At 67.8% G+C, this 25,995-nt stretch carries 23 protein-coding genes; 13 read left to right on the top strand and 10 right to left on the bottom strand.

Going from position 1 to position 25,995, the window contains the following annotated elements; all coding sequences use genetic code 11:
• Positions 1–22 precede the first annotated feature (22 nt).
• Complete coding sequence (locus ABD260_RS08475) at positions 23–1,945, top strand: hypothetical protein (RefSeq protein ID WP_344232822.1); 1,923 nt, start codon at positions 23–25, stop codon at positions 1,943–1,945.
• Between the two features lie 514 nt (positions 1,946–2,459).
• Positions 2,460–2,963 carry a hypothetical protein gene (locus ABD260_RS08470; protein WP_344232821.1) on the top strand — a complete coding sequence of 168 codons (504 nt, stop codon included), beginning with the start codon at positions 2,460–2,462 and terminating at the stop codon, positions 2,961–2,963.
• Here the strand turns inward: ABD260_RS08470 and ABD260_RS08465 are convergent.
• The 7 genes from ABD260_RS08465 to ABD260_RS08435 form a co-directional block, all read right to left on the bottom strand.
• Positions 2,950–5,313: a glycoside hydrolase family 2 TIM barrel-domain containing protein gene (locus tag ABD260_RS08465; protein WP_344232820.1), complete on the bottom strand. Its 2,364-nt coding sequence runs from the start codon at positions 5,311–5,313 to the stop codon at positions 2,950–2,952. The two genes, ABD260_RS08470 and ABD260_RS08465, sit on opposite strands and share 14 nt — an antisense overlap.
• 492 nt (positions 5,314–5,805) lie before the next feature.
• Complete coding sequence (locus ABD260_RS08460; RefSeq protein WP_344232818.1) at positions 5,806–7,407, bottom strand: DHA2 family efflux MFS transporter permease subunit; 1,602 nt, start codon at positions 7,405–7,407, stop codon at positions 5,806–5,808.
• A gap of 92 nt (positions 7,408–7,499) precedes the next feature.
• Positions 7,500–9,509: an NAD-dependent DNA ligase LigA gene (ligA, locus tag ABD260_RS08455; protein WP_344232817.1), complete on the bottom strand. Its 2,010-nt coding sequence runs from the start codon at positions 9,507–9,509 to the stop codon at positions 7,500–7,502.
• 40 nt (positions 9,510–9,549) lie between these two features.
• On the bottom strand, positions 9,550–10,272 hold the full coding sequence (locus ABD260_RS08450) for a hypothetical protein (RefSeq protein ID WP_344232816.1): 723 nt from the start codon (positions 10,270–10,272) through the stop codon (positions 9,550–9,552).
• A 178-nt stretch (positions 10,273–10,450) separates the two neighbouring features.
• Positions 10,451–11,128 (bottom strand): FadR/GntR family transcriptional regulator, encoded by a 678-nt coding sequence (locus tag ABD260_RS08445; RefSeq protein ID WP_344232815.1) that lies wholly within the window; start codon positions 11,126–11,128, stop codon positions 10,451–10,453.
• A gap of 119 nt (positions 11,129–11,247) precedes the next feature.
• The gene (locus ABD260_RS08440; RefSeq protein ID WP_344232814.1) at positions 11,248–12,048 is read right to left on the bottom strand and encodes an SDR family NAD(P)-dependent oxidoreductase; all 801 of its coding nucleotides are present in this window, start codon (positions 12,046–12,048) and stop codon (positions 11,248–11,250) included.
• Positions 12,045–12,905 (bottom strand): fumarylacetoacetate hydrolase family protein, encoded by an 861-nt coding sequence (locus ABD260_RS08435; RefSeq protein WP_344232813.1) that lies wholly within the window; start codon positions 12,903–12,905, stop codon positions 12,045–12,047. The genes ABD260_RS08440 and ABD260_RS08435 overlap by 4 nt, the downstream gene beginning before the upstream one ends.
• Before the next feature lie 199 nt (positions 12,906–13,104).
• Between ABD260_RS08435 and ABD260_RS08430 the strand changes: the two genes are divergently transcribed.
• Together ABD260_RS08430 and ABD260_RS08425 are read left to right on the top strand one after the other, a co-directional pair.
• On the top strand, positions 13,105–13,671 hold the full coding sequence (locus ABD260_RS08430) for a dihydrofolate reductase family protein (protein WP_344232811.1): 567 nt from the start codon (positions 13,105–13,107) through the stop codon (positions 13,669–13,671).
• Between the two features lie 37 nt (positions 13,672–13,708).
• Positions 13,709–15,292, top strand: a complete 1,584-nt coding sequence (locus ABD260_RS08425; RefSeq protein ID WP_344232810.1) for an MFS transporter — start codon at positions 13,709–13,711, stop codon at positions 15,290–15,292.
• A 548-nt stretch (positions 15,293–15,840) separates the two neighbouring features.
• On the opposite strand, the gene ABD260_RS08420 is transcribed toward ABD260_RS08425, so the two are convergent.
• A complete protein-coding gene (locus tag ABD260_RS08420) occupies positions 15,841–16,209 on the bottom strand; it encodes a hypothetical protein (RefSeq protein ID WP_344232809.1) in 369 nt (122 codons plus the stop codon).
• A 333-nt stretch (positions 16,210–16,542) separates the two neighbouring features.
• Positions 16,543–16,842 carry a hypothetical protein gene (locus ABD260_RS08415; RefSeq protein ID WP_344232808.1) on the bottom strand — a complete coding sequence of 100 codons (300 nt, stop codon included), beginning with the start codon at positions 16,840–16,842 and terminating at the stop codon, positions 16,543–16,545.
• A 59-nt stretch (positions 16,843–16,901) separates the two neighbouring features.
• Between ABD260_RS08415 and ABD260_RS08410 the strand changes: the two genes are divergently transcribed.
• From ABD260_RS08410 to ABD260_RS08375, 8 genes are all read left to right on the top strand, one after another.
• Entirely contained in the window at positions 16,902–17,378 is a 477-nt protein-coding gene (locus tag ABD260_RS08410) for a MarR family winged helix-turn-helix transcriptional regulator (protein ID WP_344232807.1), read from the top strand.
• 113 nt (positions 17,379–17,491) lie between these two features.
• On the top strand, positions 17,492–17,851 hold the full coding sequence (locus ABD260_RS08405; protein WP_344232806.1) for a DUF4345 family protein: 360 nt from the start codon (positions 17,492–17,494) through the stop codon (positions 17,849–17,851).
• 62 nt (positions 17,852–17,913) lie between these two features.
• Positions 17,914–19,119, top strand: coding sequence for a sensor histidine kinase (locus tag ABD260_RS08400; protein ID WP_344232805.1), 1,206 nt, complete (start codon positions 17,914–17,916; stop codon positions 19,117–19,119).
• Positions 19,116–19,763, top strand: a complete 648-nt coding sequence (locus tag ABD260_RS08395) for a response regulator (RefSeq protein WP_344232804.1) — start codon at positions 19,116–19,118, stop codon at positions 19,761–19,763. Before ABD260_RS08400 ends, ABD260_RS08395 begins: the two co-directional genes overlap by 4 nt.
• A 201-nt stretch (positions 19,764–19,964) precedes the next feature.
• Positions 19,965–21,470, top strand: a complete 1,506-nt coding sequence (locus ABD260_RS08390) for a hypothetical protein (protein WP_344232803.1) — start codon at positions 19,965–19,967, stop codon at positions 21,468–21,470.
• Entirely contained in the window at positions 21,467–21,865 is a 399-nt protein-coding gene (locus tag ABD260_RS08385) for a FixH family protein (RefSeq protein ID WP_344232802.1), read from the top strand. The genes ABD260_RS08390 and ABD260_RS08385 overlap by 4 nt, the downstream gene beginning before the upstream one ends.
• Before the next feature lie 126 nt (positions 21,866–21,991).
• A complete protein-coding gene (locus tag ABD260_RS08380; RefSeq protein ID WP_344232801.1) occupies positions 21,992–23,101 on the top strand; it encodes a hypothetical protein in 1,110 nt (369 codons plus the stop codon).
• Positions 23,098–23,631 (top strand): hypothetical protein, encoded by a 534-nt coding sequence (locus ABD260_RS08375; protein ID WP_344232800.1) that lies wholly within the window; start codon positions 23,098–23,100, stop codon positions 23,629–23,631. The genes ABD260_RS08380 and ABD260_RS08375 overlap by 4 nt, the downstream gene beginning before the upstream one ends.
• Here ABD260_RS08375 and ABD260_RS08370 read toward each other — a convergent pair.
• On the bottom strand, positions 23,621–24,748 hold the full coding sequence (locus ABD260_RS08370) for a mandelate racemase/muconate lactonizing enzyme family protein (protein ID WP_344232799.1): 1,128 nt from the start codon (positions 24,746–24,748) through the stop codon (positions 23,621–23,623). The two genes, ABD260_RS08375 and ABD260_RS08370, sit on opposite strands and share 11 nt — an antisense overlap.
• Positions 24,749–24,917: 169 nt before the next feature.
• On the opposite strand from ABD260_RS08370, the gene ABD260_RS08365 reads away from it, so the two are divergent.
• A complete protein-coding gene (locus tag ABD260_RS08365; RefSeq protein WP_344232798.1) occupies positions 24,918–25,934 on the top strand; it encodes a LacI family DNA-binding transcriptional regulator in 1,017 nt (338 codons plus the stop codon).
• The last annotated feature ends 61 nt before the right edge of the window (positions 25,935–25,995 follow it).

The raw sequence follows: 25,995 nt of genomic DNA, 5'->3' as shown, positions 1-25,995 counted from the left end.
ACTCAATCGGAGGTACACGCCCATGCCTGCTGAGGACAACGGCTACAGCCGACGAGCCTTCCTGATCACGTCGGCCGCGGCGGCTGGTGCCGTCGCCGGTCCGTCCCTGCTCCAGCCGTCCGCTGCCGCCGCTGTTCCGGCCCGGCCGATGGTTGCCGACGCATCCCAAACGTTCGTTGTCACACGCAACGGTTCCGACACTTCGGTGATCCAGGCCCAGCTGGACCTGGCCGCGACCACGGTGAGCAGCGGCGTCGCGACGGTCATCGTCCCGTACGACGGTCAGGACTGGATGACCGATCCGCTGTTCGTCGGCTGGCACCCGACCACCGACTACTTCCGGACCGGCGCCGCCCAGTTGCACCTGATCCTCGAGCCGGGCGTCGTGGTGAAGGCACAGGCCGCGGCCACGATCCCGGCCGCGACGCGGATGCTGACGATCGGTGGTAACGCCAACGCTCGCCCGACCGCCGGAAACCACGGGTACAGCGCCTGGGGTGTCGTGATCACCGGGTACGGCGCCGTGTTCGACGGCAACGATCCGAACCACACGCGCTGCAATGATTTGGCATACCAGCAGAACAGCGCAATCTGTATGTTCTCCGCCGGCAACGTCCTGATCGAAGGACTCACCCTGCGGAACGCATCCGGCGACGGCATCCAGATCCAGCCGGCCAAGAACAACGCCTCGATCAACAACTACTGTGGTGGTGACGCCGGGGCAGGGCCGATCCACATCGTCAACGTCACCTGCGACAACAACGGCCGGAACGGGATGTCGGTAGCGGCCGTCGACGGACTGCTGGTCACGGGCAGTGCGTTTACCGGGTCCGACTCCGGTACGAACGCGTCCGGGCAGTTCAACGCCGGGCCGTGCGCCGGTATCGACTTCGAGCCGGATCAGCCGTGGACGTACAGCGGCGGCACGATCACCGAGTACGGGCGGCTGTCCAACATCCTGGTCCAGGACTGCGTGATGGAGAACAACGTCAACTGTGGCGTGCAGTACCAGGGCGCGCATCTGAAGACGGCGACTGATATACCAAATATCGGCATCACGCTGGACCGGGTCCGGCTCGGTGCGCAGAAGCGTTCGTCGGCGGCGGGCGGCGCGTGGACGTACCCGAACTTCCTGCTGGCCGGTGACGGGCAAAGCGCGATCGGTGGCAACCTCACCATGCAGTACTCGATGATCGCGACGTCACCGATCCAGCGCAGTCTGCTGATCGCGAACAACTGGTCCGGCAGCATTCCGACCGACGGAAGCGTCCAGCCGGCTGACGGTACGTTGCTGTCGCTCAACAACTCGGTCTGCTTCGACTGGAACAACGTACCGAACGCGACCGGCGACCATGTGATCGACATTTGGTCGTACGACTACAGCAACGGCGGACCGGTCGACTACGGGCACGTCGCGTTCAACCAGTTCATGGTGATGACGGCGGTCGGGAACGACAACTTCCTGAAGGCGGTGGACGCACCTAGTGGTGGCGGTGGGGTCGCGAACATCTCGGGTACGTTGCACGTGGTCGATCCGAATGGCGCGACCAGTTCTTTCGGTGCGAACCCGCGGAACGTGACCTGCACCATCGATGCAACTACTGCGCTGCCGGCCAGTACGGTCACGATGGCGATGACGCCCGCTACGGTCGCGCCTGGGCAGCAGATCACCCTCACGGTGACCAGGTCGAGTGCTGATGTGAGCCGTCCGCTGGCTGTCACGTACGCACTGTCCGGTACCGCGAAGGCGCGGTACGACTACGACGGTATACCTGGCGTCGTGGTGATCCCGGCCGGGCAGACCTCGCGGTCCGTTACCTTCACGGCGCGGCGGTTCGACTCCGGTACGGACACCCGCACGGCGACCGTCACCCTCACGACCACGCCGTCGGTCTCCACCTACACCCTCGGCGCCGCCAAGACCGCAACCACCTCCATCACCTAACCGGCCCGCCGCGGCAGCCCGGGGGCGGTGCTGCCGCGGCGGGTGGTACCGAAGGACGGGTAGTGGTCGGGGTTCGGCCGTTGACGGCGCGGTGGTTGCCGCTTGGATTGGCCGGCTGCGCGGTACCACTACCCGTCCTTCGGTACCTGATGTGGACCGGTCGTGGGCGGTTGAGTCCGGTGGCCGGTACGGTCAGCCAGTCGATTCGTGGACTGGAGGCTCGGTGGCAAGAAAACGTAAGCGCCCGCAGGGCTCACCTGCGCGCCGGGGAAACCCGACCCAAGCCGCCGCCACCGCAGTCGCTCCCGCGGCGCGCCGAGCGGGGGCGGCGGGTGCCGGCAAGGGGCGTGCCGGCAAGGGGCGTGCCGGCAAGGGGAGTGCCGGCAAGGGGAGTGCCGGCGGTGCGGGTGCTCGCGGTGCGGTTGAGGGTCGGGCCGGTGGGGCCGGTGGGGCGGGTGCTGGTGGAGAGGGGCAGCGGGTGCGGGCGCCCTGGGCTGTGTTTTGGCTTGGGGTGATGATGCTGGCCGGGGTGTTCTTGCCGCGGGACTGGGTTTTGATTTGGTCGGAGGATGATGGGCCGGCGTTCGCTCAGCCGGCGGTGTTGCTGGGTGGGTTTGTTGCCACCACGGTGTTTCTGCACGCGATCGTCGTACTGCAGTTGGCCGCGCGGGCGGCTGGTGACTTGGCTGTGCAGTTCGCCAAGGAGACGTACGAGAAAGCGCTTGGTCGTACGGGTATTGGTGTACTGGTGGCGACCACGTTGGTGTTTCTGCAGTTCGACGGGGCTCCTGACGGGTTAAGCGTCACGGGCGTACTGGGTGATGCCGCGACCGTCGGCGGGATCGTCGGGTTGATCGCTTGTATTCCGCACAACCTGTGGGTGACCTTCAAGACGCTTCGTCGGCTTCGTACTGAGCGGGTGCCGCGGTGGTTCACGATTCATGTGACGCTTGCGGTGATCGACTCGTACCTCTTGTACCGGTTGCTGGTGTTGATCGCCGATCTCAGGTCGAAGTGATGGTGGCTGTTGCTTGACCGAGGGTGGGATGGTCGGCGGTCAGCTGGATGACTCCGGGAGTGGTCTGGGTGCGAACCCAGACGGCCATCGCACCGCCGGTGGTTTCAAGGAGAACGGTGGTCGGGCCGGCTAGTTGGGCAGGGCCGGTCAGGCGGAGCGTGACGGGGCCGGTGGCGGAGGGGCGGGTGTTGCCGTGGCGGTCGGTGGCGCGGAGCACCATCCGGGTCATGTCGGTGCCGTCGGCAACAAGTTCCTGGTCGTCGGGGGTTAGGTCCAGGCGGTCGGTGTTGCGGTCGGCGGAGAAGAGCCTGGTGATCACCCGGTGGCCGTCGAGGTAGCCGTCGATGCGGAGGTCGGGAAAGATCGCGGGGTCCTGGTCGAGTTGGACGAAGCACGGCGGGTACGCGAGACCGCCGAACTGCTCTCCATCAGGCTCCACAACAATCCGGACAACCGCTGGACCGGCGGAGGAAGCTCGGGCGCGGGTAGACGCTGGTGCCGTCGGGGACTCGGCGGTGGATGGCGGCGTTGACGCCGCAGAGGAGTCAGGCGCGACTGCCGAGGAACTGGCGACCGGCCGGGCGGTGGATGCTGGGGTGAGGGTCAGTTCTAGGTGGGTGCAGTTGGTGTGGATGGATTGGGGGCCGGTGAGGCGTGTGTCCCAGGGGAAGGTGGGGGCGATGACTGGGCGTTGGGTGGGCGAGACTTGGGCTTGGTATACCGCCGCGCCCGGTTTGGGGATGCGAAAGGTGTCGGCGACGCCGTTGCACTTCAGCCGGTGGTCCACGTGGCCGGTTTGGGAGTCGTAGTCGAAGGCTTGCCAGCCGAGTACGCCCAGGTACCGGTCGTCGAGACCGGCCTGGTGATGGACCTGTGCGTGCAGGAACGCCTGCCGCGCAAGGATGTCCGGCGGATCGGTGCGGCGGTAGAAGTGCGGCCCGGCGAGTGACCCGATCGCCTCGGTGACCAGAAATGGTATACCAGCGAGCGGCGGCAGCAGCCGGGCGCCGTTCTCGTCGTGCGCATAGTCGTTGTACGCGAACACATCCTGGTCGAAATCATCCGTGGAGTAATGGTCTACCAACATCGCGCCGCTGGTCGCGCGATCGGGATCGAGCCGCTTCGCGAGCTCCTGCGTACGCCGGTACAGCGCCGGGTGATTACCGGACTCGTTCACGCGGACGCCCCACACCACCACCGACGGACGATTGCGATCGCGGCGGATCATCCGTTCCACGTCGGCGACCATGAGCTCCTGCCACGCGGAATCACCGACGTACGCCCAGCCGGGAATCTCCTCGAACACGAGCAATCCCAGCTCGTCGCAAGCATCCAGGAAGGCCGGCGACTGTGGATAGTGCGCGCACCGCACCATCGTGCAGTTGAACTCCTCACGCAGGATCTGGGCATCGCGCCGCTGGACGCGATCCGGCATCGCCATCCCGGTCCAGGGGAAGATCTGGTGCCGATTGAGACCGAACAGTTCGACCCGCGAGTCGTTCAGCCAGAAGCCGTCGACCTCGAAACGAGCCTCCCGGAAGCCGATGCGTACGGTCCGCTCGCTCACGCCGTCGGCGGTCTCGAGGCGGGCGATCACGTCGTACAGAACCGGCGACTCCGGCGACCACAGCGAAATGTTGCCGAGAGCATCAAGCGTCACCCCGACCTCAAACCCGGACGCCCTTACCGACCCGACCGACCCGGACGCCGCGACCGACCCGGATGCCTCAGCGGACCCGGTCGCGACAACAACACCATCCCGCTGCAGTGAAACAGTCAGCCTGCCGCGATAGTTGCCAAGCGCATTGACTGAACAGGTGACATCCAGCCGGCGGCGCACCGGATCGAGTACATCCACCGGACGCGCGTACACCTCGGACAGAAACGTCTCCGGCTCCGACCGCAACGACACACCACGACTGATCCCTCCGGGCTGGAAGTAGTCGACCGTGCCCGGCCCATCGGGATGCCCATTAGGCGGTATCGGCAACCATCGGGAGTCCAGCGCGATCGCCAACAGATTGCGCCCCGGCCGCAGCAGTCCCGTCACCTCATGCGAGAACGCCAAGTACCCGCCACGCTGTACCCCGGCCAGCTGCCCGTTGACGTACACCTCAGCCGCATGCAACGCCCCGTCCACATCCACGAACACCCGCTGCCCATCGGTGGGCGCATCGAACCACTGCCGATAGCACCACTGACGCTGCCAGGCGGCCGGCTCCCAATCGCGCCACGACAACGGCACCACCGTGTGCGGCAACGTCACCCGCTCAAACCCAGAGTCGTCGTACGCCACACCCACTGCACAACGCGCATCCGCAAACGGCCCGCCGAACAGCCAGTCACTCATCAGAACGACAGCTCCATAGCTGTTCCAGCCGGATCACCAGGATGCTGCAACCACAGCACACCGCTCTCCGCGTCGCACCGGGACTCACCAGAACGCACGGCTGTCGGCGCAATGGCCAGACACAGCGCACTAACCACTTGTACGCCCCGCACCGCCTCACAGCTGAACCGAATACTGCCGGACCCCTCAACCCACCGCGTGCCCCGCCCAGCAGACGCTAGTACTGGCCCCTCGTCATAGGCCAAGCCACGCAGCCGGACCAGCTCACCAGGGCGCAACTCCCGCCGGCGGACGACCGGCAGCTGTGGATCGAGTGGGCCCAGGTCCTCCACGACGTGTGTCAGCTCCGCGAACTTGTCGGTCATCCGCCCGTCCCGTCCGTTTGCCGGCAGTTGGACAGTACGTATACCCCCACTGTCCCGCCTTCCAACCGACAGTTCCGCCTGCGGCCGCGGACAGTCGGCGTATACGTACTGTCGAGCTGCCGAGGTTCTAGTCGACGACGGCGGGTGGGAGTTTGTCGTCGTCGGTCAGGCGGGTCTGTTCGCGGCGGCGGGGGAGTAGCAGGGCGGGGATCAGGGTCAACAGGACCAGCGTCCAGGCGACCCAGTAGGTGTGCGAGAACGCCGTCGCCGCCTCGGTCAGGCCGCGGCCGATCGCGGACGGGTCGATGTGCAGCGGCGCGAGGTTCTGCGGGCGGGTGTTGGACAGGATCGCGGCCTGGGTTTCGCGCAGACCGTCGCCCAGACCGGGGATGTGTTGCGTACCAGGGATGATCGGCGAGTTGTTCAGCTGGTTGGTGAGAATGACCGACATGGTCGCGACACCACACGACGACGCGATTTGCTGGGTGATGTTCAGCAACGTCGAACCACGCGCGACCTGCGGGCCGGCCAGCGTGCGCAGTGCCGACGTGAACAGCGGCATCATCGTGCCGCCCATCCCCAGACCCATCACGACCAGCATCCCGATCAGCACCGGGTACGGCGTGGTGGCCGTGATCTGGGTCAGTCCGAACATCCCGATCACGATCCCGGCGATCCCGAACGGCACGATCCGCCCGACCGGTACCTTGTCGACCAGTCGCCCCGCGATCGGAATCGTCACCATCGCGCCGAGGCCCTGCGGCGCGACCAGCAGACCGGCGTGCAGTGTGGACTCGCCACGGATCTGCTGGAAGTACGTCGGTACGAGCAGCAGCCCACCGAAGAATGCCGCGCCGAACAGGAACATCGTCGCGATCGAAACGGTCAGATTGCGGTTCCGGAACAGCCTCAGATCGAGCAGCGGATGCTCCGGCCGGAACGAGTGCCACACGAACGACGCCATCAGCACGACCCCGATCAGCATCGACACCCAGACCCGCGGCGCACCGAAATCACCGTTCTCGGCCGGCAGCGACGAGACACCGAACAGGAACAGCGCGAGACCCGGCGACATCAGCGCGACGCCGAGGAAGTCGAACGACTCGGATCGCTCCGGGGTGTCCTTCGCCAGCGCGTACCAGGCGTACACCAGCGCGATCACGCCCAGCGGCACGTTGATCAGGAAGATCCAGTGCCAGCTCGCCACCTGGATCAGCCAGCCGCCCAGGATCGGTCCGAGGATCGGGCCGAGCAGCATCGGCACGCCGAGGATCGCCATCAGCCGGCCCATCCGGTGCGGTCCGGCGGCGCGGGTCATGATCGTCATCCCGAGTGGCATCAGCATGCCGCCGCCGAGGCCCTGCAGCACCCGGAAGCCGATCAGCATGTCGATGCTGGTCGCGGTGGCGCAGAGCGCGGAGCCGGCGGTGAACAGGAAGATCGCGCTCATGTACAGCCGCTTCGTCCCGAACCGGTCGGCCGCCCAGCCGGTCAGCGGGATCACGGTCGCGAGCGCCAGCGTGTACGCGGTCACGGTCCAGGCGACGTGCGAGTACGCGACCGGGCTCTCCGGCGTACCGAACTCGTCCTGGAACGTCGGCAGCGCGACGTTCACCACGGTGATGTCCAGGATCGACATGATCGCGCCGAGCACGACCACGCCGGCGATCTTCAGCACCGCAGCGTCGATCGCATCCGGGTACTCAGGCTGAGTGGCAGGCTGGCTCACGGTCGGTCCCCCCTAGGGCACGGAACACGTCCCTACCGAGACTACGCTTCCATCCGCCCCGGCCAACGAGTTACTTTCCGTGGCGATCAGCGTCAGTGAGTGAGCAAATCGGCGGCCTGGAGTTGTTGCCAGATTTCGGACTGGTCGACCACGGTGACGCCGAGTTTCTCCGCCTTGGTGAGCTTCGCCGCGCCCACGTCCGCGCCGGTGATCAGGAAGTCGGTGCTCGCCGAGACCGACGACGCGATCGTCGCGCCTGCCTTCTCGCAGAGCCGCTGGAACGCGGGGCGGGCGACCTTCTCGCCGGACCGCGGGTCGCTGATCGCGCCGGTCACGACCACGGTCTTACCGGCCAGTGGTGCCCCGGCGGCGACGACCGGCGGAAGGTCCTCCTCGCGTACGTCGAGCGAGACCCCGGCCGCGCGCAGCCGTTCGAGCTCGGGGCGTAGGCGGGTCAGGTGCTCGATCAGGGACGCGGCGACCTTGGGACCGATGTCCTCCACCGCGACCAGCCCGTCCACGCCCGCGTCCGCGACCTCCTCCAGCGAGCCGAAGCCCGCCCGGCACAACCGCGCCGCCGTACCCTCGGACGCCATCGGGATCGCCAGACCGATCAACGCCCGCCGGAGACCGACCTGACGGCTGGTGTCGATCGAGTCGATCATCCGCGCCGCCGAAATCTCGCCGATCCGGTCGAACTCGAGCAGGCCCTCCGCCGTCAAGTGGTAGAAGTCCGACGGATGCTCCAGAATCCCCGCGTCCGCCAGCCGCTCGATCCAGACGCCACCGATCGCATCGATGTCGGCCGCGGCGCGGGACGCCCAGTGGATCAGCCGGCGTACGGTCTGCGCCGGGCAGGACACGTTCGTACAGAACAGCTCGCGACTGTTTCCCTGCTCGGTCAGGGGCTGCTCACACGACGGGCACACCGACGGCGGCACAATGTCGCGCTCGGCTCCGGTACGTTTCGACGCGTCGAGCACGCCCGCGACGAACGGGATCACATCACCGGCCCGGCGGACCAGGACCGTGTCGCCGATCTTGATGTCGCGGGCGCGGATCACCTCCTGGTTCGCCAGCGTGGCGCGGGTGACCGTCGTACCGCCGACGAACACCGGCTCCAGCCAGGCGACCGGCGCGATCTTGCCCGTCTTGCCGACATCCCAGACCACATCGGCCAGCACAGTGGTCTTCTCCTCGGCGGCGAACTTGTACGCCAGCGCGCCGCGGGGCGAGCTCGAACGCGTACCGGCCGCGGCGAACGCACCGCGATCGGCGAGCCGCAGCACCGCGCCGTCGAGGTCGTAGTCCAGCTCGTTGCGCTGCTGCTCGATCGTGGTGATCACGGCCTGTGCCGCGGTGGCGTCGTCGCAGTGCCGCATCCCGGCGACGGTGAAGCCCATGGTCTGCAACGCTCGCTCGAGGTCGGCGTCGGTGGCGTCGCCTTCGCTGAGCAGGTCGAAGGCGAGGAACTGCAGCCGCCGTTCGGCGACGGTCGCCGGGTCCTTGGCGCGCAGCGTGCCGGCGGCCGCGTTGCGCGGGTTGATCAGCGGTTTGTCCGGGTGCGCGGCGTTGTACGCGGCGAATGTCGACCGCAACATCACCGCCTCGCCGCGAACCTCGACCCGCTCCGGCGCATCATTGGGTGTCTTCAGCCGGGTCGGGACGCCGTCTGTCAGTGCACGCACCAATGGGGTCACGTCGTCACCGGTGGTGCCGTCGCCGCGAGTGACCGCTCGGGCCAGCTGCCCGTTCTCGTACACCAGGGCCAGCGACAGCCCGTCCAGCTTCGGCATCACGACCACGGACTGCCCTGGAAACCGGCCGAAGAACGCCTCGACCTGCTCCGGCCGGGTGGCCTTCTCCAGCGACAACATCGGCCGCGAGTGCCGCACCGGCGCGTGCAGGATCGTCGGCGCGCCCACCTGCTCCAACGGGTTCGGGTCCGGGGCGAGCTCCGGATTGGCCGCGATCAGCTCCCGCAGCTCGTCCTCGACCGCGTCGTAATCCGCGTCCGCCACCACCGGAGCACCCCGGTAGTACGCATCGCGCAACTCCACGATCCGCCCCGCCAGCTCCTGAATCCGCTCACCTGCATCCACGCCCAGACCCTACCCGGAGGCTCCGACAATCCAGCCGAACTCAGCGCTGCGCGACCCGGGCGAAGTCGTCCAGGAGCGTACGGGTGAGGGGGATGCCCGCGATGGCGGCGAGCGCACTGGTCCAGCCGGCGATGAAGTAGGCCCAACCGTCAACGGTACGGATGCCGCACGTCTTGGCCTGATCCAGGAAACGCAGGTCACCGCGGTAGTTCAGGTCCCAGGCCAGCATGTCCTTGGCGAACGGCACCTGGTCGGTGACGGGGCTGCCCGCGGCGTCCTTCCCTAGACCAGTGGCGTTGATTACTACGGCTGAGTCCGGTGCTGCTGCGATCAGCTTGTCGCAGTCCGCCGGATGGTTGACCAGAGCAAAGGTCAGGTGACCGGTGGCGATGCCAGCTCGGTCCGCGACCGCGCGCATCGCATCCAGTGCTTGTGGATCGGTGTCCGCGAAGACTGCCCGTACACCGGAGGGTGCAGCTCCACTTGCGTTGCCCACGCCGGTCAAGCCGGTGATCTGACTCTGGTGCAGTGCGAGCAGTAGCGCCGTACCAGCACCGCCGGCACCTAGACATACGACGTACGGCTCGGCTGGAAGCACCTGGGTGAGTACATGGGTCAGTGCTAGCGGGTCGCGGGCGTATCCCTCAACGGCACTGGTGCTAGTGGCGACTGCATTGACCTCCTCCGCTAGCACCGCTGCTACGTCAAGGCTGGTGAAGTCCGTAGCGGCAGCGCGGTACAGCCGGAGCTTGTGCGCTGTCACTACGGCGCCCTGAACCGCAGGGTTTGCGCGCATCGCTGCTACCAGCTGCCGGTACGTGGTGGCGGACGTACCTGGTGGCAGATCGACTCCGCGGAGTACCCAGGGTCTATCGAGCAGTCCGGCCCAGCGCGGAAAGACACAGCCTGTAAGGGGTCCGGTTGCCGGTGATCGGGTGGGGCTACGGGGTCAGGCTGCGGCGGATCCAGTTTTCGATCGCGGCTACGTGGGTCAGGGAGAGGGCAGCGGCGACACTGGGCTGGCGGTCGGCGATGGCGAGGGCGATCGCGCGGTGCTCGCGCTGGGTTTGTTCGAAGGAGTCGGCCTGTGTGACGCCGCGCCAGATGCGGGCCTGTTGAGTACGCCCGGCGACGCTGTCCACGAACGAGCAGAGCACCGGGTTGCCGGCCGCGGCCGCGATGCGGTGATGGAACTCCAGGTCGTTCGCCACCACCTCGCCGACCGGACTACCGGCGTCGACCGCGTCGGTCAGCGCGAGCAGGTCCGCCGCGTCCGCGTCGCTCATCACCAGCGCCGCCCTCTCGGCCGCCATCGGTTCGAGCGCGCGGCGTACTTCGAACAGATCGAGAATGCTGGAGTCCTGGTGGAAGTCGATGATGAAGCTCATCGTCTCCAGCAGCAGGTTGGGCGTGAGGCTGGTGACGTACGTGCCGTCGCCGCGCCGTACGTCCAGGATGCGCAGCATCGAGAGCACGCTGACCGCCTCGCGGAGCGGGCTGCGGGAGATCCCGAGCTGCTCGGCGAGGTCCGCCTCGCGCGGCAGTTTGTCGCCGGGCTTGAGGCGGCCGTCGAGAATCATCGCCTTGATCTTCTCGATGGCTACATCGGTCAGCGCCATCCGGCTCCTTGTGCTGTCGTTCGGATGATTCTCAACTCATCCTTCGGGCTAGTCGATCAGTCCATCGGGCTAGCCGATCAGTCCATCGGGTTAGTCGGACAATCCATTGGGCTGGTCGGTCAGTCTTTCGGGCGGAGTCGCAGCGTAGCCATTCCGCCGTCGACCGCCAGCGCGGTTCCGGCCGTCGAGCCGGAAGAAGGCCCGGCCAGGTACACGATCGCGAGCGCCACCTCCTCGGCCTCGACCAGCCGGCCGTGCGGCTGGCGGGCGTCGAGCGCGGCGCGTTCAGCCACCGGGTCCGGCGCGGCGTCGAGCAGCCGCTGCACCCACGGCGTCGCGGCCGTGCTCGGGTTCACGCAGTTCACCCGAATGCCCTCGCGGAGGTGGTCGGCTGCCATCGCGAGGGTTAACGACTGCACCGCACCTTTCGTGGTGGAGTACAGCGCGCGCTGCGGGATGCCGGTCGTCGCGGCGACCGAGGCGACGTTGACGATCGCGGCGGCGGGGGACTCGCGCAGGTACGGAAGCGCCGCGCGGCTGAGCCGGACCGCACCCATCACGTTGACGTCGAACACCCGTTGCCACTGGTCGTCCGGGTTGTCCTCGATCGTTCCTTGCGCGCCGATGCCGGCGTTGTTGACGACCACATCGATCCGGCCGAAGGCGTCGACGATTTGCTGTACGGCCGCGCGTACGCTCGCGTCGTCGGTCACATCCGCGGTGATTCCGAGTACGCCCTCGGGTGCGCCGGACGGGTCGAGATCGAGCGCCGCGACTCGCGCTCCGCGGGCGATCAATTCCCGTGCCGTCGCCGCACCGATTCCGGAGCCGCCACCGGTGACGACGGCAACCAAACCGTCGAACTCCGCGCGCGGCCGCCCGTCGGTCGTGTCGGTCGCGTCGGCCGGGTTTCCGCTCATCGGCCGGCCTCGTACGCGACGTACTCCTGGCGCTGGCGGCCCAGGCCGTCGATCTCGACCTCGACGACATCGCCCGGCTTCAGGTACGGGAACCGCCCGGACAAGGCGACGCCCTCCGGCGTACCGGTCATGATCAGGTCGCCCGGGTCGAGCACCATGTACTGGCTCAGGTGGTGGATCACCGTGGCGACGTCGAAGATCTGGTCGGCGGTGCTGGAGTCCTGCCGGGGCTCACCGTTGACGAAGCTGCGCAGCTGGAGTTTCTGGTGCTCGACCTGATCCGGCGTGACCAGCCACGGCCCGACCGGACTGAACCCGGCGGCGATCTTGCCCTTGCTCCACTGACCGCCGGACTGCTCGATCTGGAACGCCCGTTCGGACAGGTCGTTCGCCACCACGAAGCCAGCCACGTACTCCAAGCTCTCCGCAGGCGAATCCAGGTACGACGTGCGCTTGCCGATCACGACGCCGAGCTCGACTTCCCAGTCGGTCTTCGTACTACCGCGCGGGATCGTCACCTGGTCGTTCGGGCCGGCGAGGGTGTTCGGTGCCTTGAAGAAGATGACCGGTGCACTCGGCGGTGCAGCGCCCGACTCGGCCGCGTGCGCCGCGTAGTTCATGCCGATGCAAACAATTGCACCGGGCCGTGCAATTGGTGCACCGATCCGCAGGCTGCCGGCGTCCTCGATCACGGGGAGTTCACCCGCGGCGAGCGCGGCCGCGGCCCGGGCCTGACCGTCGGTCTCCCAGAAGCCGGCGTCGAGGTCCGTGGTGAGACCGGACAGGTCGCGGACACCGTCGTCGGTGATCACGACCGGTACTTCCGCGCCGACCGGACCCAAGCGGGCGAACTTCATCGCACTACCTCCAGATCGCATCTTTAACCGCTCCAGGTGGTATTTCAGCGGCTTTTCCTCACCTTCGCAGGTGAAACATATGATGTCTAGCCTCGGGTTCGCCCTTCAGACAGAAACCGCGCAGATTCACTGGGCAGGGATGTCAAGAAGGTGCGGCCAGGTCCGACCAACTCGCGAAGACACTCTCGAGGAGGCGGCAATGCGAAAGCTCATTTACTGGGTCCACAGCTCGATCGACGGGTTCATCGACGGGCCGAACGGCGAGTTCGACTGGCCGGTGATGGGGCCGGAGCTGGCGGCGTACTCGGAGGCTCTGGATCAGCGGGTCGACACGTTGCTCTTCGGCCGGCCGGTGTGGGAAATGATGGTCGGTTTCTGGCCGAACGCGGAGTCGATCAGCGACGATCCGCACACGGCCGCGTTCGCGCCGTTCTGGCGGGCGACGCCGAAGATCGTGTTCTCGCACGAGTACCAGGGCGACGAGTGGACCAGCCAGGTGATCGGCGGTGACCTGGCCAAGCAGGTCACCGAGCTGAAATCCCAGCCCGGTGGCGACCTCCTGCTCACCGGAGGTTCAGCCCTGGCCGCCACCCTCGCCGGCCACGGCCTGATCGACGAATTCCACATCGCCGTCCACCCGGTAACCCTCGGCGGCGGCCGCCCCCTCCTCCCACCCACTACCCGCCAAACCCTGCACCGCGTCAACACCACGGTCGCCGACTCCCAAGTCGTCATCACCCACTACCAACCCGCCGCCCAGCGCTGACCCGTACGCGGTCTGAACTGTCTGAAAGGAACTTCTTGTGACGACCACACCCACGTCGGCCGGGGCGGTTTCGGGTCGGATTCGGGACCCTCGAGTCGCGTTGGCCTTGCTGTCCTTGCCTTCGCTGCTGATCGCGATCGACATCAGCGTGCTCGGCGTCGCCCTCCCACGGATGGCGGCCGAGCTCCGGCCCTCGCCGACCGAACTGCTCTGGATGAACGACATCTACGGCTTCATGGTCGGCGGCACCATGGTCACTATGGGGGCCGTCGGCGACCGGATCGGCCGGCGGCGGCTGATCGTCTTGTGTGCCGCGGTGTTCGCGGTTGCCTCGGCCGTCGCCGCATTCTCGACCGCGCCCTGGATGGTGATCGCCACCCGTGCCGTGATGGGCCTCGCGGGCGCGGCGATCATGCCCGCGTCGATGGCCCTCATAGGTCAGCTCTTCCCGGATCCGAAGCAGCGAGTGTCGGCCATGGGCGCGTACATGACCTGCTTCCTCACCGGCATGGCCGTCGCGCCACTGATCGGCGGAGTCATGCTGCAGTACTGGTGGTGGGGCTCTGTGTTCTTGCTCGGCGTACCGGTGATGCTCCTGACCCTCCTGGCCGCCCCGCGCCTGCTCCCCGAATCCGAAACCAGAATCGACGTACCGCTGGATGTCCGCAGCGCCGCACTGTGCCTGGCTTCGATCCTCGCCCTGGTCGCCACCCTCAAGTGGTCGGTCAACGGCGCACCCGTCTGGGCGATGACCGGATTGGGCCTGATCGGTCTGGTGCTCGGATTCCTGTTCGTACGCCGCCAGCGCGCGCTCGAACATCCACTGGTCGACCTCGCACTGCTCCGGATGCCGGGCGTGAGCCGCGCGATGTGGGTACTGTTCCTGACCGCTCTGCTGATGGGCGGTACGTCGATCTTCGCGGCGTTCTACCTGCAGTCGGCGCTCGGTCTGTCACCGCTGAAGTCGGCGCTGCTCATGATCCCGTCGACGATCGCGATGATCATCGCCGCGAACGCGGGACCATGGCTCGGTCATCGGTTCAGCCCGAAGCACGTGGTGCTCGGCAGTTTGATCGTGATGGCGGCCGGCTTCGTCCCGTACACACTGCTTCCGGCCGGGCGGTCGGGGATCGCGGTGGTGGTGTGCAGTGCCGTCCTGACGACCGCCGGGATCGGGGCGGCGTTCCCGTTCCTGATGAACGACATCATCTCGCACGCACCGCAGGAACGGGCGGGCTCGGCCGCGTCGCTCGCCCAGACCGCGAACGAGATCGGCATCGCGACCGGGCTCGTCCTGCTGGGCAGCCTGGCGACGGTGGTCTACCGCTCCAGCCTCGCCGGCACCGCGGGTCATGCCGCCGGTACGTGGGTCGACGGCTTCCGTGAGGCGGCCGCCCGCCCGGACGGGATCTACCTCGGCCAGGTCCGCCACGCCTTCCTGACCGGCGTCCACGCGGTCGGCTTCGCAGGCATCAGCACAATGCTCCTCGTCCTCGCCCTACTCCTCATCCCCAACCGCCACCGCCCCAACCACCACCCCAACCACCGCCGCCCCGCCCCAGCTCCCGCCCCAGCTGCCGCACCCGCACCCGCTCCCGCTCCCGACCAGCTTGGCCCCTGAAATGCTGGGTTGCCCCCTCAAAACTCCAGGGGCCAACCCACCAGCTGAGGGGCTGACCCCTGAAACGAAGGGTTGTCCGCTCGCCGCTCGCCGCTCGCCGCTCGCCGCTGGCCGCTGGCCGGTCGCCGCTCGTCGCTCTCGCTCGTCGCTCGCCGCTCGCCGGTCGCCGCTCGCCGGTCGTCGCTCTCGCTCGCCGCTACCGGTCGTCGCTCGTCGCTCTCGCTCACCGCTCGTCGCTACCGCTCACCGCTCTCGCTCACCGCTCTCGCTCACCGCTCTCGCTCACCGCTCTCGCTCACCGCTCGCGCTCACCGCTCGCGCTCGCCTTGAGTCGCACGTCGTTCGGCGCGCGGAGTGCGGCGAGAAGTGCTCGACGGGGCGATCCGCCGACGCGCGTGGGTGCCGGGTGGATCGGTGGCCCTGCCGGTTGCGCGGATGACGCCGGCGTCAGTCGTACGCAAAGTTGCGGGGTCGGTCGGCGTCAGCCGTCGGCGAGTTGCGGGGCCGGTCGGGGTCAGCCGTCGGCGAGTGCGGGGATGCGGTCCGGGTCAGCCGTCGGCGAGTTGCGCGGTGCGGTCGCGGTCAGCCGTCCGTGAGTTGGGGGCGCGGTTGGGTGGCGTGGCGGGGGCGTGGTGGGCATCCCGGCTGAGGGTGTCCGCCGTGGCGTGCGTGCTGAGGACGTCTGCCGTGGCGTGCGTGCTGGGGGTGTCTGCCGTGGCGTGCGTGTTGAGGGTGCCCGCGGTGGCGTGCGTGTTGAGGGTGTCCGCGGTGGCGTGGGTGTTGAGGTGGTCTGCTGTGGCGGTCGTGGGTGGGGTGGGGCAGGCGGGGGTGCGGCGTACGGGGCCGCCGCCGAGGCGTCTGAATTTCCATTGGTGTTCGTCGTAGTCGTAGTACGTGTCGACGCCGCCGACGGTCATGAGAACCCCTCCCGTAGAAATCGGGTGGTCGGTGCCCGGATTGGGGCGGGGTAAACGTGGCCTCGCCGACGGGTCGGCGGTGTTCTCCGCGGGCGATGGGAGTTTTTGACCGGGCGGTTCCGGAATGCGTACGGTTCTCACGTTTGCCGGGCCGATGGTGCCAAGCTTGCGGTAGGGCGGTCGACTTCGTTTGGCCTGGTTGAGCACACCCCCCAGCTCCCGGCGTTGCGCGAGGCCGACCGCCTCTTTGAGCGCGGTACCCGCAAAAGCCGCGATGAGCCCCAAAAGGCGAGCCCAGAAGGCGAGCCCAAAAGATGAGCTCACAAGATGAGCTCAGAAGATGTAGAACCCGGTCACCGCGGTCGGGATCAGGCCCAGGATCAGCCAAGGTGACAGCAGGCTGCGCCGGAAGATCGCCAGGATGCCCGCGACCGTCAGCAACCCGATCACCCCGGACATGAACCAGAGCCCGACGCCCCGCCCGAACTCGTCCGCCGCGACGCCGATGCTGTAGACCGCCAGCGTGACCGCGGGCACAGTGCCGACGTGGAAGAGGACGGCGGACACGACCCAGCGCTGTACGGTCTCGATGTTCATCGGACGCGGAGTCCGCCGTCGTATCACCTGGGTCATCGCTCCTCGCTCCTTCGTGTACTAATCATTAGTGTACATAAAGTTGCTACACTAACCACATGGCAGGGACGAAGATCACGCCGCCGGAGAACCCGTTGGCGCTCGAGCACCAGGTGTGTTTCGCGCTGGCGGTCGCGGCGCGTACGGTGATCGCGCTGTACCGCCCGGTGCTCGAGCCGATGGGGCTGACCCATCCGCAGTACCTGGTGATGCTCGCGCTCTGGGAGCACGAACCGGTCTCGGTCAAGGAACTGTCCCGGATGCTCCAGCTCGAGCCGGCCACCTTGTCGCCGCTGCTCAAACGCCTCGAAGCCGCCGGCCTGCTCAGCCGCGCCCGTTCGGTCATGGACGAACGCTCCCTGGCCGTATCGCTCACCGGCAAAGGCCGCGCGCTCCGCGACCAGGCCCTCGAAGTCCCGCCCGCGATTGTAGAGCGCCTGGGCCTGGACCTCGGCGAGCTGATGGATCTCCACAACCGCCTGACCACAGTCATCGCCGCCGCCACGGAGGGTCCGGCGCCGACCGAGGACCAGTGAGTACGACCGGGGACCAGAGAGTACGAGCGGCCGCGACCAAGTAGATCCACCAACTGGTACGGTGCGGGTACTTCTTGTAATGATTGCATGAACCCGGCCGGAGGAGATCAAGCGTGGTTGTCATCATCGTGGTGGCCGTGTTCTTCGCCGGGATGGGCGTCTACGGCCTGGCCGCTCCCGCCGCCCTGGTCCGCCCGTTCGCTCTCCAAGCCGAAACAGCCCACGCCCGCACCGAGGTACGTGCTGTCTACGGCGGCTTCGGTCTGGCCATCGCGGCCGTGCTACTTGTCGCCGCAACCGATCAAGGCCTCCGCCAAGGCGTAGTACTGGCCGTAGCGATCGCCCTGCTAGGCATGGCCGCCGGCCGCCTCATCGGCCGCATCGCCGACCGGCCGACCTCCTTCTATCCGATCTGGTTCTATTTCTGGGTCGAAGTCGCCCTCGCCGCCGCGCTCCTGTTCACGATCCGCTAACTGTTCTTCGCTCCCAGTAGGTTTGGCCCCACACGGCACCGGGCTGGGCGAGATGAGGACAGATGGGCGACGCTGACGTACGGCTGACAGCCGGCGACCCGCGACTATGGCTCCGCGGCAGGTTCGGTCTGGTGGCCCTGGCGATCGCGGTGATCTGCGCCGCCACCGATGCGGCAGTCGTGCTCCTGTTCGGCCCGCCGATGAACGGCTGGCGCCCCATCACCCTCCTGATCGCGGCGATCGTCGTCGACCTGGCACTGGCCGCCCCGCCACGATGGGTCGCGTGGGTGGCCGGTGCCCATGCAGCGGTCTTCATCCTCAGCCCGCTTCTGATGCCGGGCCGGCCGGCGACTGAGCCAGAGGTGAACAACTTCGGCGCGCTGATCGCGGCGTTCCTGGTCGGTGCCTGGCTGCGCAACCGCCCAGCCGGCCTGGTACTCGCCGGGCTGATAGTCGCGGGGGTGATCGGTCACGGAATCGAGCGCGATCCCCAATCCGGCTGGGATCTGATCATCCTGACCAGCGCCGCCAGCATCCTCCTCCCGGGTTTGGTCGGCCGCCTCACGATCACCCACCGCACGTACCTGGCCGATCTCGAGCGCCGGACCGAACGCCTCACCCGGGAACGCGAGCTCGCGATCCGGGAGGCGGTCGCGGACGACCGCGTCGCGCTGGCCCGGGACCTGCACGACGGCCTGTCGCACCACATGAGCGCGATCTCCATCCACGCCGGCGCGGCCCGGCTCGCGCTCGCGGACAGTCCACCGGCCGGCGCGCAGCAGGCATTGACCTCGGTGGAATCAGCCAGCCGTTCCGCGATGCTCGACCTGCGGCGCCTGCTCGACCTGCTGCACGGACAGCCCGACGAATCCGATCGGCAGGCCGGACTGGAAAGTGTGGAGGAGTTGCTGATCGGCGTACGAGGAGCCGGACTGCCCGTGACGTTGACCATCACCGGAGCCAAGCGCGAACTGCCCGCGTCGCTGGATGTTGCGCTCTACCGCATCGTCCAGGAAGCACTGACGAACGCGCTGCGGCACGGGAACGGAGACAATGCCCGAGTGAGCATCGACTACGAACCGGACGCGATTTTGGTTGCCGTCACCAACGGTCTGAGTGAGCGGCCCGCGGCCGGCCGACAAACGTCGATGGGACGCGGACTGGCCGGGATCTGTTCGCGGGTGCGCATGTTCGGCGGCGAGGTCGGTTGCGGTCCCGACGGCGCGAACTGGCAGCTGCGCGTACGAGTTCCGCTGGACGCCGAATGACCGTGCGCGTACTGCTGGCCGACGACCACCGCATGTTCCGTTCCGGAGTCCGTGCGGTACTCGACACTCAGCCGGATCTGGAATGTGTCGGTGAAGCCGGTGACGGGCAATCAGCCGTTGCCGAGAGCATCAGATTGCGGCCGGATGTTGCCGTACTGGACATCCGGATGCCGCGCCTGGACGGGTTGTCCGCGACAAAGGCGATCCTCGCCCAGCCGGGCAACCGTACGCGCATCCTGGTGCTGACCACGCATGACACCGATGAGTACGTGTACCGAACGCTGGCGGCCGGAGCGAGTGGGTTCTTGCTGAAGACGGTCTTGCCGGAGGAACTGCTCGCCTCGATCCGGATCGCGGCGCGTGGCGATGCGCTGATCGATCCGTCGGTGACGCGCCGGCTGGTGGCGAGGTTCGCGGCCGGGATCGCGCCGCCCGCGCCGGCGCCGGACCTGGAGCTGCTGACGCGCCGCGAGCGTGAGGTGCTGATCCAACTGGCGGCGGCGCGGTCGAACGCAGAGATCGCCGAGGCGCTGGGCGTCGGCGAGGAGACCGTCAAGACCCACGTGTCCCGAATCCTCACCAAGCTGGCGCTCCGGGATCGCGTACACGCCGTCGTCTACGCCTTCCAGAACGGTCTGGTCTGAACCGCCCCAAACCGGTTCGGGGCGATTCTTCCGCCCGGATCGGGTTGTGAGGTGCCCCAAACCGGTTTGGGGCGGTTCTTCCGCCCGGATCGGGATGTGGAGTGCCCCAAACCGGTTTGGGGAGGGTCCCCCGTGTGGGGGATCTGAAATCCCCACTCACCGTGACGACTGCTGGGTTTCCGGTGCCTAGGTTTAGCGGCGATGAACAAGCATCTTCGCCGCCCCGGGCAGCTGGCGCGCCTCTTCGCGGTCCTGATCGGTGCCTTGTTGTTGCTTCAGGCACCTTCGCCGGCGGTCGCGGACGGCGGTCCGACCGGATCCGATCAGTCGTTCGCGCAGTCGCTCGGTGAACGGGAGCTGACGGTCACGGTCCGCCGGGTCGACAAGGTGCCTGGTCCGCTCCGGATCGACGTGGTCACGCACCGTGGATCGCCGGCCGGGAAGCTGAAGCTGGCGCTCGTACCACAAGATGCCAAGGGCAACCTTTCATCGCCCGGGCAGGTGACCGAGCGCGGGACCGTCGAGCTTGGCACGGAGCCTGGTTTGTATGGCATCACGCTGGCGGTCGATCGCGCCGGGCCCTGGGAGCTCGAGCTCGGCGACGGTACGCGAACCGCGCGGATCCCGTTCGTCGTACAGGTCAAGGTGATCGCGCCGACCGAGCGGGCCGCGTACGGCGGGTTCATCGCGGCGGGTGGTTGCCTGGTGTGCGCACTGGTCGCGGCCGTACGGCGGCGGGGGAGCGGGGTCGCGATGGTCGCCGCTGGTGGTTTGGTGATGGCGCTTTCGGTCGCGATCACCGGTGCGGTGCTTTCGCCGACCGTACGCCCGCCTGCCGTACCGGGCAGTGAGACCGACGCAACGCTGGCGAACACCGTCGACCCGTACGCCGACGCGTCCGCGCCACGGACCGATCCGGCGCGGCCGCCGGTGAACATCCAGGTCGAGGCGGACGGGGCGACGGCCGGGCGGCGGTTCGAGCTGCGGCTCGTACTGACGGATGGATCGACCGGGCGGCCGGTTGACGATCTGCAGGTGCACCACGGAGCGTTGGCGCACTTGGTGGTCATCAGTCCGTCCGGGCAGCTATGGCACTTGCATCCGATCCGCGTCGCCGCCGGTGACTATCGCGTTGAACTGACGCCGACCGAGCCTGGTACGTACGCACTGTCCGTAGAACTCGCCCGGCGCGGCGGCGGCATGCAGCTCGTGCGCCCAGCCGGCTTCCCAGTCACCGGGAAACTCACCGGGCGAGTCACCGGGCGAGTCACCGGGCAAGCTTCAGCAACCAAGCCGGCGCCTGAAGGAACAGGCACGCGCGTCGTCGACGGCACCAAGGTGACCGTCACGGCTGGGCGGCTGGCGGCGGGCCGGTCGTCGACGATCGCTGTTGCTGTCGATGCTCCACTGCAGCTCTGGCTGGGCATGCAGGGACACCTGATCGCGGCCGGGCCGGTGCCCGAGACGAAGTCCTCCCCCTTCGAACGGGCACCGGTCTGGCTGCATGGACACGCGATGGCGCCGGGGCAACCGACGGTGAATCCGCCGGACGAGACGGTCGCCGGGTTCGGTCCGGAAGTGCGGTTCACCACCACGTTCCCGTACCCGGGCCGCTACCACCTCTGGATCCAGGTCGAGCGCGACTACGCCGTCCTCACCATTCCCGTCGTCCTCGACGTACCCGCCACGAACGGAGAAGCTTCATGATCAAACGGATTGCCCTCGGCTGCGCGGTGGTCGCGGTCGTGGCGGGGCTGGTGCTCTGGTACCGGACCACGCTGGCGGGTGACAAGGACGCGGTCGTCGCCGGATCGGACAACTACACGGTCCGCCTGGTCGACCCGCCGACGAAGTCCGGCGCCTGGTCGGTCGAGATCAACGACCGGGACGGCAAACCGGCCACGCTGGACGAGGTGGTCCTCGAGCCCGCGATGGCCCGGATGGGGCACGCCACCGACCCGGTCACCGCCACTTTCCAGTCGCCGGGCCACTACCAGGCCAAAGGTCTCGAGCTGTCCATGCCCGGACAGTGGTCGATCACGGTCCGGCTCCGCCACGGCACCGACCAGGACGAGGTGGTGGTCCCGGTCCAGGTCAGTTAGCGGCAGTTCGACAGTACGTATACGTCCACTGCGCGCGACCGCACGCGGGGACGGTCGGCCGATTACGGGGCAGTGGACATCTACGTACTGTCCAGCTGCCGGAAACCCTCTGACGAAAGGACCTTCATGGCGTCGATCGCAAGCAGCGAACCGGCGTACGCCGACACCGAGTCACGGACCCTGCTCAGCAAAGGATGGCCGGCCGCGGTGGCCGTACTGACCGCGACCTTCCTCTCCCTGGTCGGAATCTGCTGGGACTCCCAGTGGCACGCCGACGTCGGCCCGGACACGTTCTTCACCCTGCCGCACCTCCTGCTGTACTCCGGCAGCGCGCTCTCCGGCCTGGTCAGCCTGGCCGTCGTCCTCTCCACCACCGCGAATGCCCGCGCCGGCCGCCGGATCGACCCCGCGACCGGCGGTCAAGCGGTGGCGGTGTTCGGCGGCACCTTCAAGGCGCCGGTCGGGTACCTGGTCGCGGGCACGGGGTCCGCGTCGTTCCTGCTGTACGGGATGTACGACCTGTGGTGGCACGAGGTGTACGGCTTCGACGCGGTACTCGAATCGCCGCCGCACATCGGACTGCTGCTGTCGATCACCGTCACCATGGGCGGCGCGATCCTGGTCTTCGCGGCCGCGCGCGATCGCCGCTGGGGGATGCCGGGCGCTGTCGCCGCGACGAGCATGTTGCTGGCGATCGACTGCCTGCTGCTGGTGGTGCTGGAAATGCTCGGCAAGGACGTCGAATGGGTGGCGGCCGGTACGGGCACGGTGTCCGCACTGCTCTTGCTGGCGGTCCGCGCGATGACCGGCCGGAAGTGGGCGATGGTCCAGACCGCCGGCGTACTCGCGCTGATTCAGCTCGTGCTGTGGTGGTTCGCGCCGTGGGTGACGAGGCTGTACGCAGACTCGCTCGGGCTGCCGTTGCGCGATGACGTACTCGGGATTCCGGTGATGCCGGTTGTCTGGCCGATGTGCCTTCCGCTGGTGGCGGTAGCCGCCGAACTGCTCTTGAAGGACAACAAGTGGCGGTACGGCATCGTCGGCGCGCTACTGGCTGGAGCTGTGGCGGCGTGCGCTCCGTACCAGGCTGTGGTCGTGGCCGGGGAAGATGCGCCGGCCGGAGTTGCTGTCGTGTTGGCAGTGATGCTGGGAGCATTGCTCGGCGCGACGGCCGGTCTTGCCGTCCACAGCTTCGGTCGGGTGCTTCGGCAGGTACGGCCGGAGGTGCAGTCGTGATGCGGCGGTTCGGCGCGATGGTCGCCGCGATCGCGGTCGTACTCGGGCTGACGACGATGCCCGCGGCGGCGGTTCCGGCGGTGAAGGTGGTTCATACGGAGAAGGTGCAGGCGGGTCCGTACACGATCCTGGTCGGCTTCAGCGTGTGGCCGATCCGGGCGCAGCAGTCGCTCGACTTCACTTTCCTGCCGGATGGTGGCATCGCCGACAAGCACGGCACGCTGACCCGGATCGAACCGAATGGTGACGTGCTGGAAAGCAAGCTGTCCCGGCATCCACGCGCTCGGGACAAGTGGGGTCTGGACATCGAAGCATTGCGTGCCGAAGGCAACTGGACGTTCCGCTTCGCCGTCGACGGCCCGCAAGGCAAGGGGACCGGAGAGCTCGAGAACCTCGCGGTCCTGAAGCAGCCGGGTCCGCCGATGGGCCTGAGCTGGGCCATCGGAGCGCTGCCGTTCTTCCTCTTCATCGCAGCCGTAGTAGTCGCTTGGCGGCGCACCAGCCGCGCCAAGCCGGTGCTCACCAGTTAGTGAACGAACCGTCCAGACGCCGCATCTGTGGCGTCCGGGACGGTGCGGTGGAGGCCTCGATCCTTGCGTGGTCGAGGTCGACACCGAGCCCGGGCAGCCGCGGCGCGCTCAGGTTGCCGTCGGCAAGCGTGTGCGGGTGATTGATTGCCTTGTGCACCGATTGTGGTGGCATTTCCTGCAGGCCGAAGTTCGGGCAGGTCAGGTTGAAGTGCATCGCGGCGGCGGTGGAGACCGGGCCGAGCGGGTTGTGCGTCGAGATCTTGACGTGATGCGCCTCGGCCATTGCGGCGATCTTGCGGCCCTCGGTGAGGCCGCCCGCGATGCCGAGATCGATCCGCGCGTGGTCGATCAGGTCACCCTCGATCAGCGCGCGGAACTGCCATTTCGAGGTGAGTTGTTCGCCGGCCGCGAGCGGTACGGCCGTCCGTGAGCGCAGCATCCGGTACGCGTCCAGGTCCTCGGAGCGCAACACGTCCTCGACGAAGTACGGGCGGGCGGACTCGAGTTCCCGGCAGAGCGTGACCGCTTCCGGTGGATCGAGCCGGGTGTGCGCGTCGATGATCAGCTCGACCTCGTTGCCGACGGCATCGCGGACGGCGTGGAACTGCTCGATCGCGACGCGCATCGCCTGCCGCGGCTCGATCACCTCGCCCGCGGTCGGGACCACCAGCCGGAGGTTCCGCCAGCCTTCCCCGACCAGTTGGCGGGCGCTCGCCACGACCGCTTCGGTGTCGTGACCTTCGGGGTGTACGTGGGTGTAGCAGGTGATGTAGTCACGGACGCGGCCGCCGATCAGTTCGTACACCGGCACGCCGTACGCCTTGCCGCGAAGGTCCCACAGTGCGATGTCGATCGCCGAGATGACGCAGCCGGCCGAGCGGTCGGCGGGGAAGAAGTCGCCGCGGCTCATCGTCTGCCACAGGTGCTCGATCCGCGTCGCGTCCGCGCCGATCAGTACCCCGCGCAGGTGCTCGAGCACCGCTCGCGACACCCCCGGCGAAGTACGCACCCCGATCTCGCCGAGACCGTGCACCCCTTCGTCGGTCCGGACGACGACGAGCAGCATGTCCTGCCCCCGGCCCGGAACCACCGTCAACCGCGCATCTGTGATCCGCAAACCCGTCTCCTCACCACCGCCGGCCGCGCATTGTCCGATCCGCGCCGTCCGGCCCCGCGAATCTGGAATCAGTATGGTCGTGTTGCAGCAACTTTGCCAATAGTTGCCGGAATGGTCTTGACTCGTCTCCACCGCCAGTGCAGGCTCTAGCACAGTGAAGGAGGTCGGAATGGCGGTGACCATCGCGGACGTCGCGGCTGAGGCCGGGGTGTCGAAGGCAACGGTGTCGCGGACGTTCGGTATGCCCGACCGGGTGAACGCCGCGACCCGCACGCACGTGCTGGCGGTTGCCGAGCGGCTGGGCTACGTCCCGGATCCGACGCCGCGGTCGACCCGCACCGGATCGGTCGGGCTGATCGTGCCGGACATCGTCAACCCCTTCTTCCCACCGATGATCAAGGCCGTGCAGCGCCGCGCACGGTCCCGCAACTACGGCATCTACCTGGCCGACAGCGACGCGCACGCCGGTGAAGAGGCGGAAGCGGTCGCCGAGATGTCCAAGCAGGTCGACGGCCTGATCTTCTGGTCGTCGCGGTTGCCCAGCGAGACGCTGGTCGACATCGCCGGCCGGGTTCCGACCGTGCTGGTGAACCGGAGCGCCGGCGGTCTGCCGACCGTCGTCGCCTCCAGCGAGGACGGGATGCGGCAGGCGGTCGAGCATCTGTACGCGCTCGGCCATACCCGATGCGCGTACGTGAACGCGCCGCGCTCCGTCTGGTCGAACCAGCATCGCCGGGCCGCCGTCCGCCGGACCTGCAAGGCCCTCGGGATGGAGCTCGTTGAGCTCGGCCCGTTCGCCCAGTCCGTCGAGGGCGGCGTCCAGGCGGCCGACATCGTCGCCGCCCACGGCGTCACCGCGGCGATCGCCAACAATGACCTGACCGCCATCGGCCTGATGCTCCAACTGGCCAATCGCGGGCTGTCCGTTCCCGGCGACATCAGCGTCGTGGGTGTCGACGACACCTTCGTCGCGTCGCTGATCCGCCCGCAGCTCACCACCGTCCGAATCCCGGTCGAGGAGATCGGTTCGCTCGCGGTCGACCTGCTGCTGAACCTCCTCCAGTCCGGCGACAAGGTGGACGCCGGGCCGATCGAGGTCGACACGCAGCTGATCGTCCGCGAGTCGACCGGTCCGGTGACCACCGAAATCCACTGGCCGTCCAGGCCGCTACCCAGCCAGGACTGACCCACTCACCCCCTGACCACCGCGTGCCGACGGCCCGCGGTCGAACGGGGCTGCCCTCAAG

The sequence above is a fragment of the Kribbella hippodromi genome (assembly GCF_039531045.1).
Lineage (GTDB): Bacteria > Actinomycetota > Actinomycetes > Propionibacteriales > Kribbellaceae > Kribbella > Kribbella hippodromi.
This window is presented reverse-complemented; position numbering and strand designations above follow the sequence as displayed.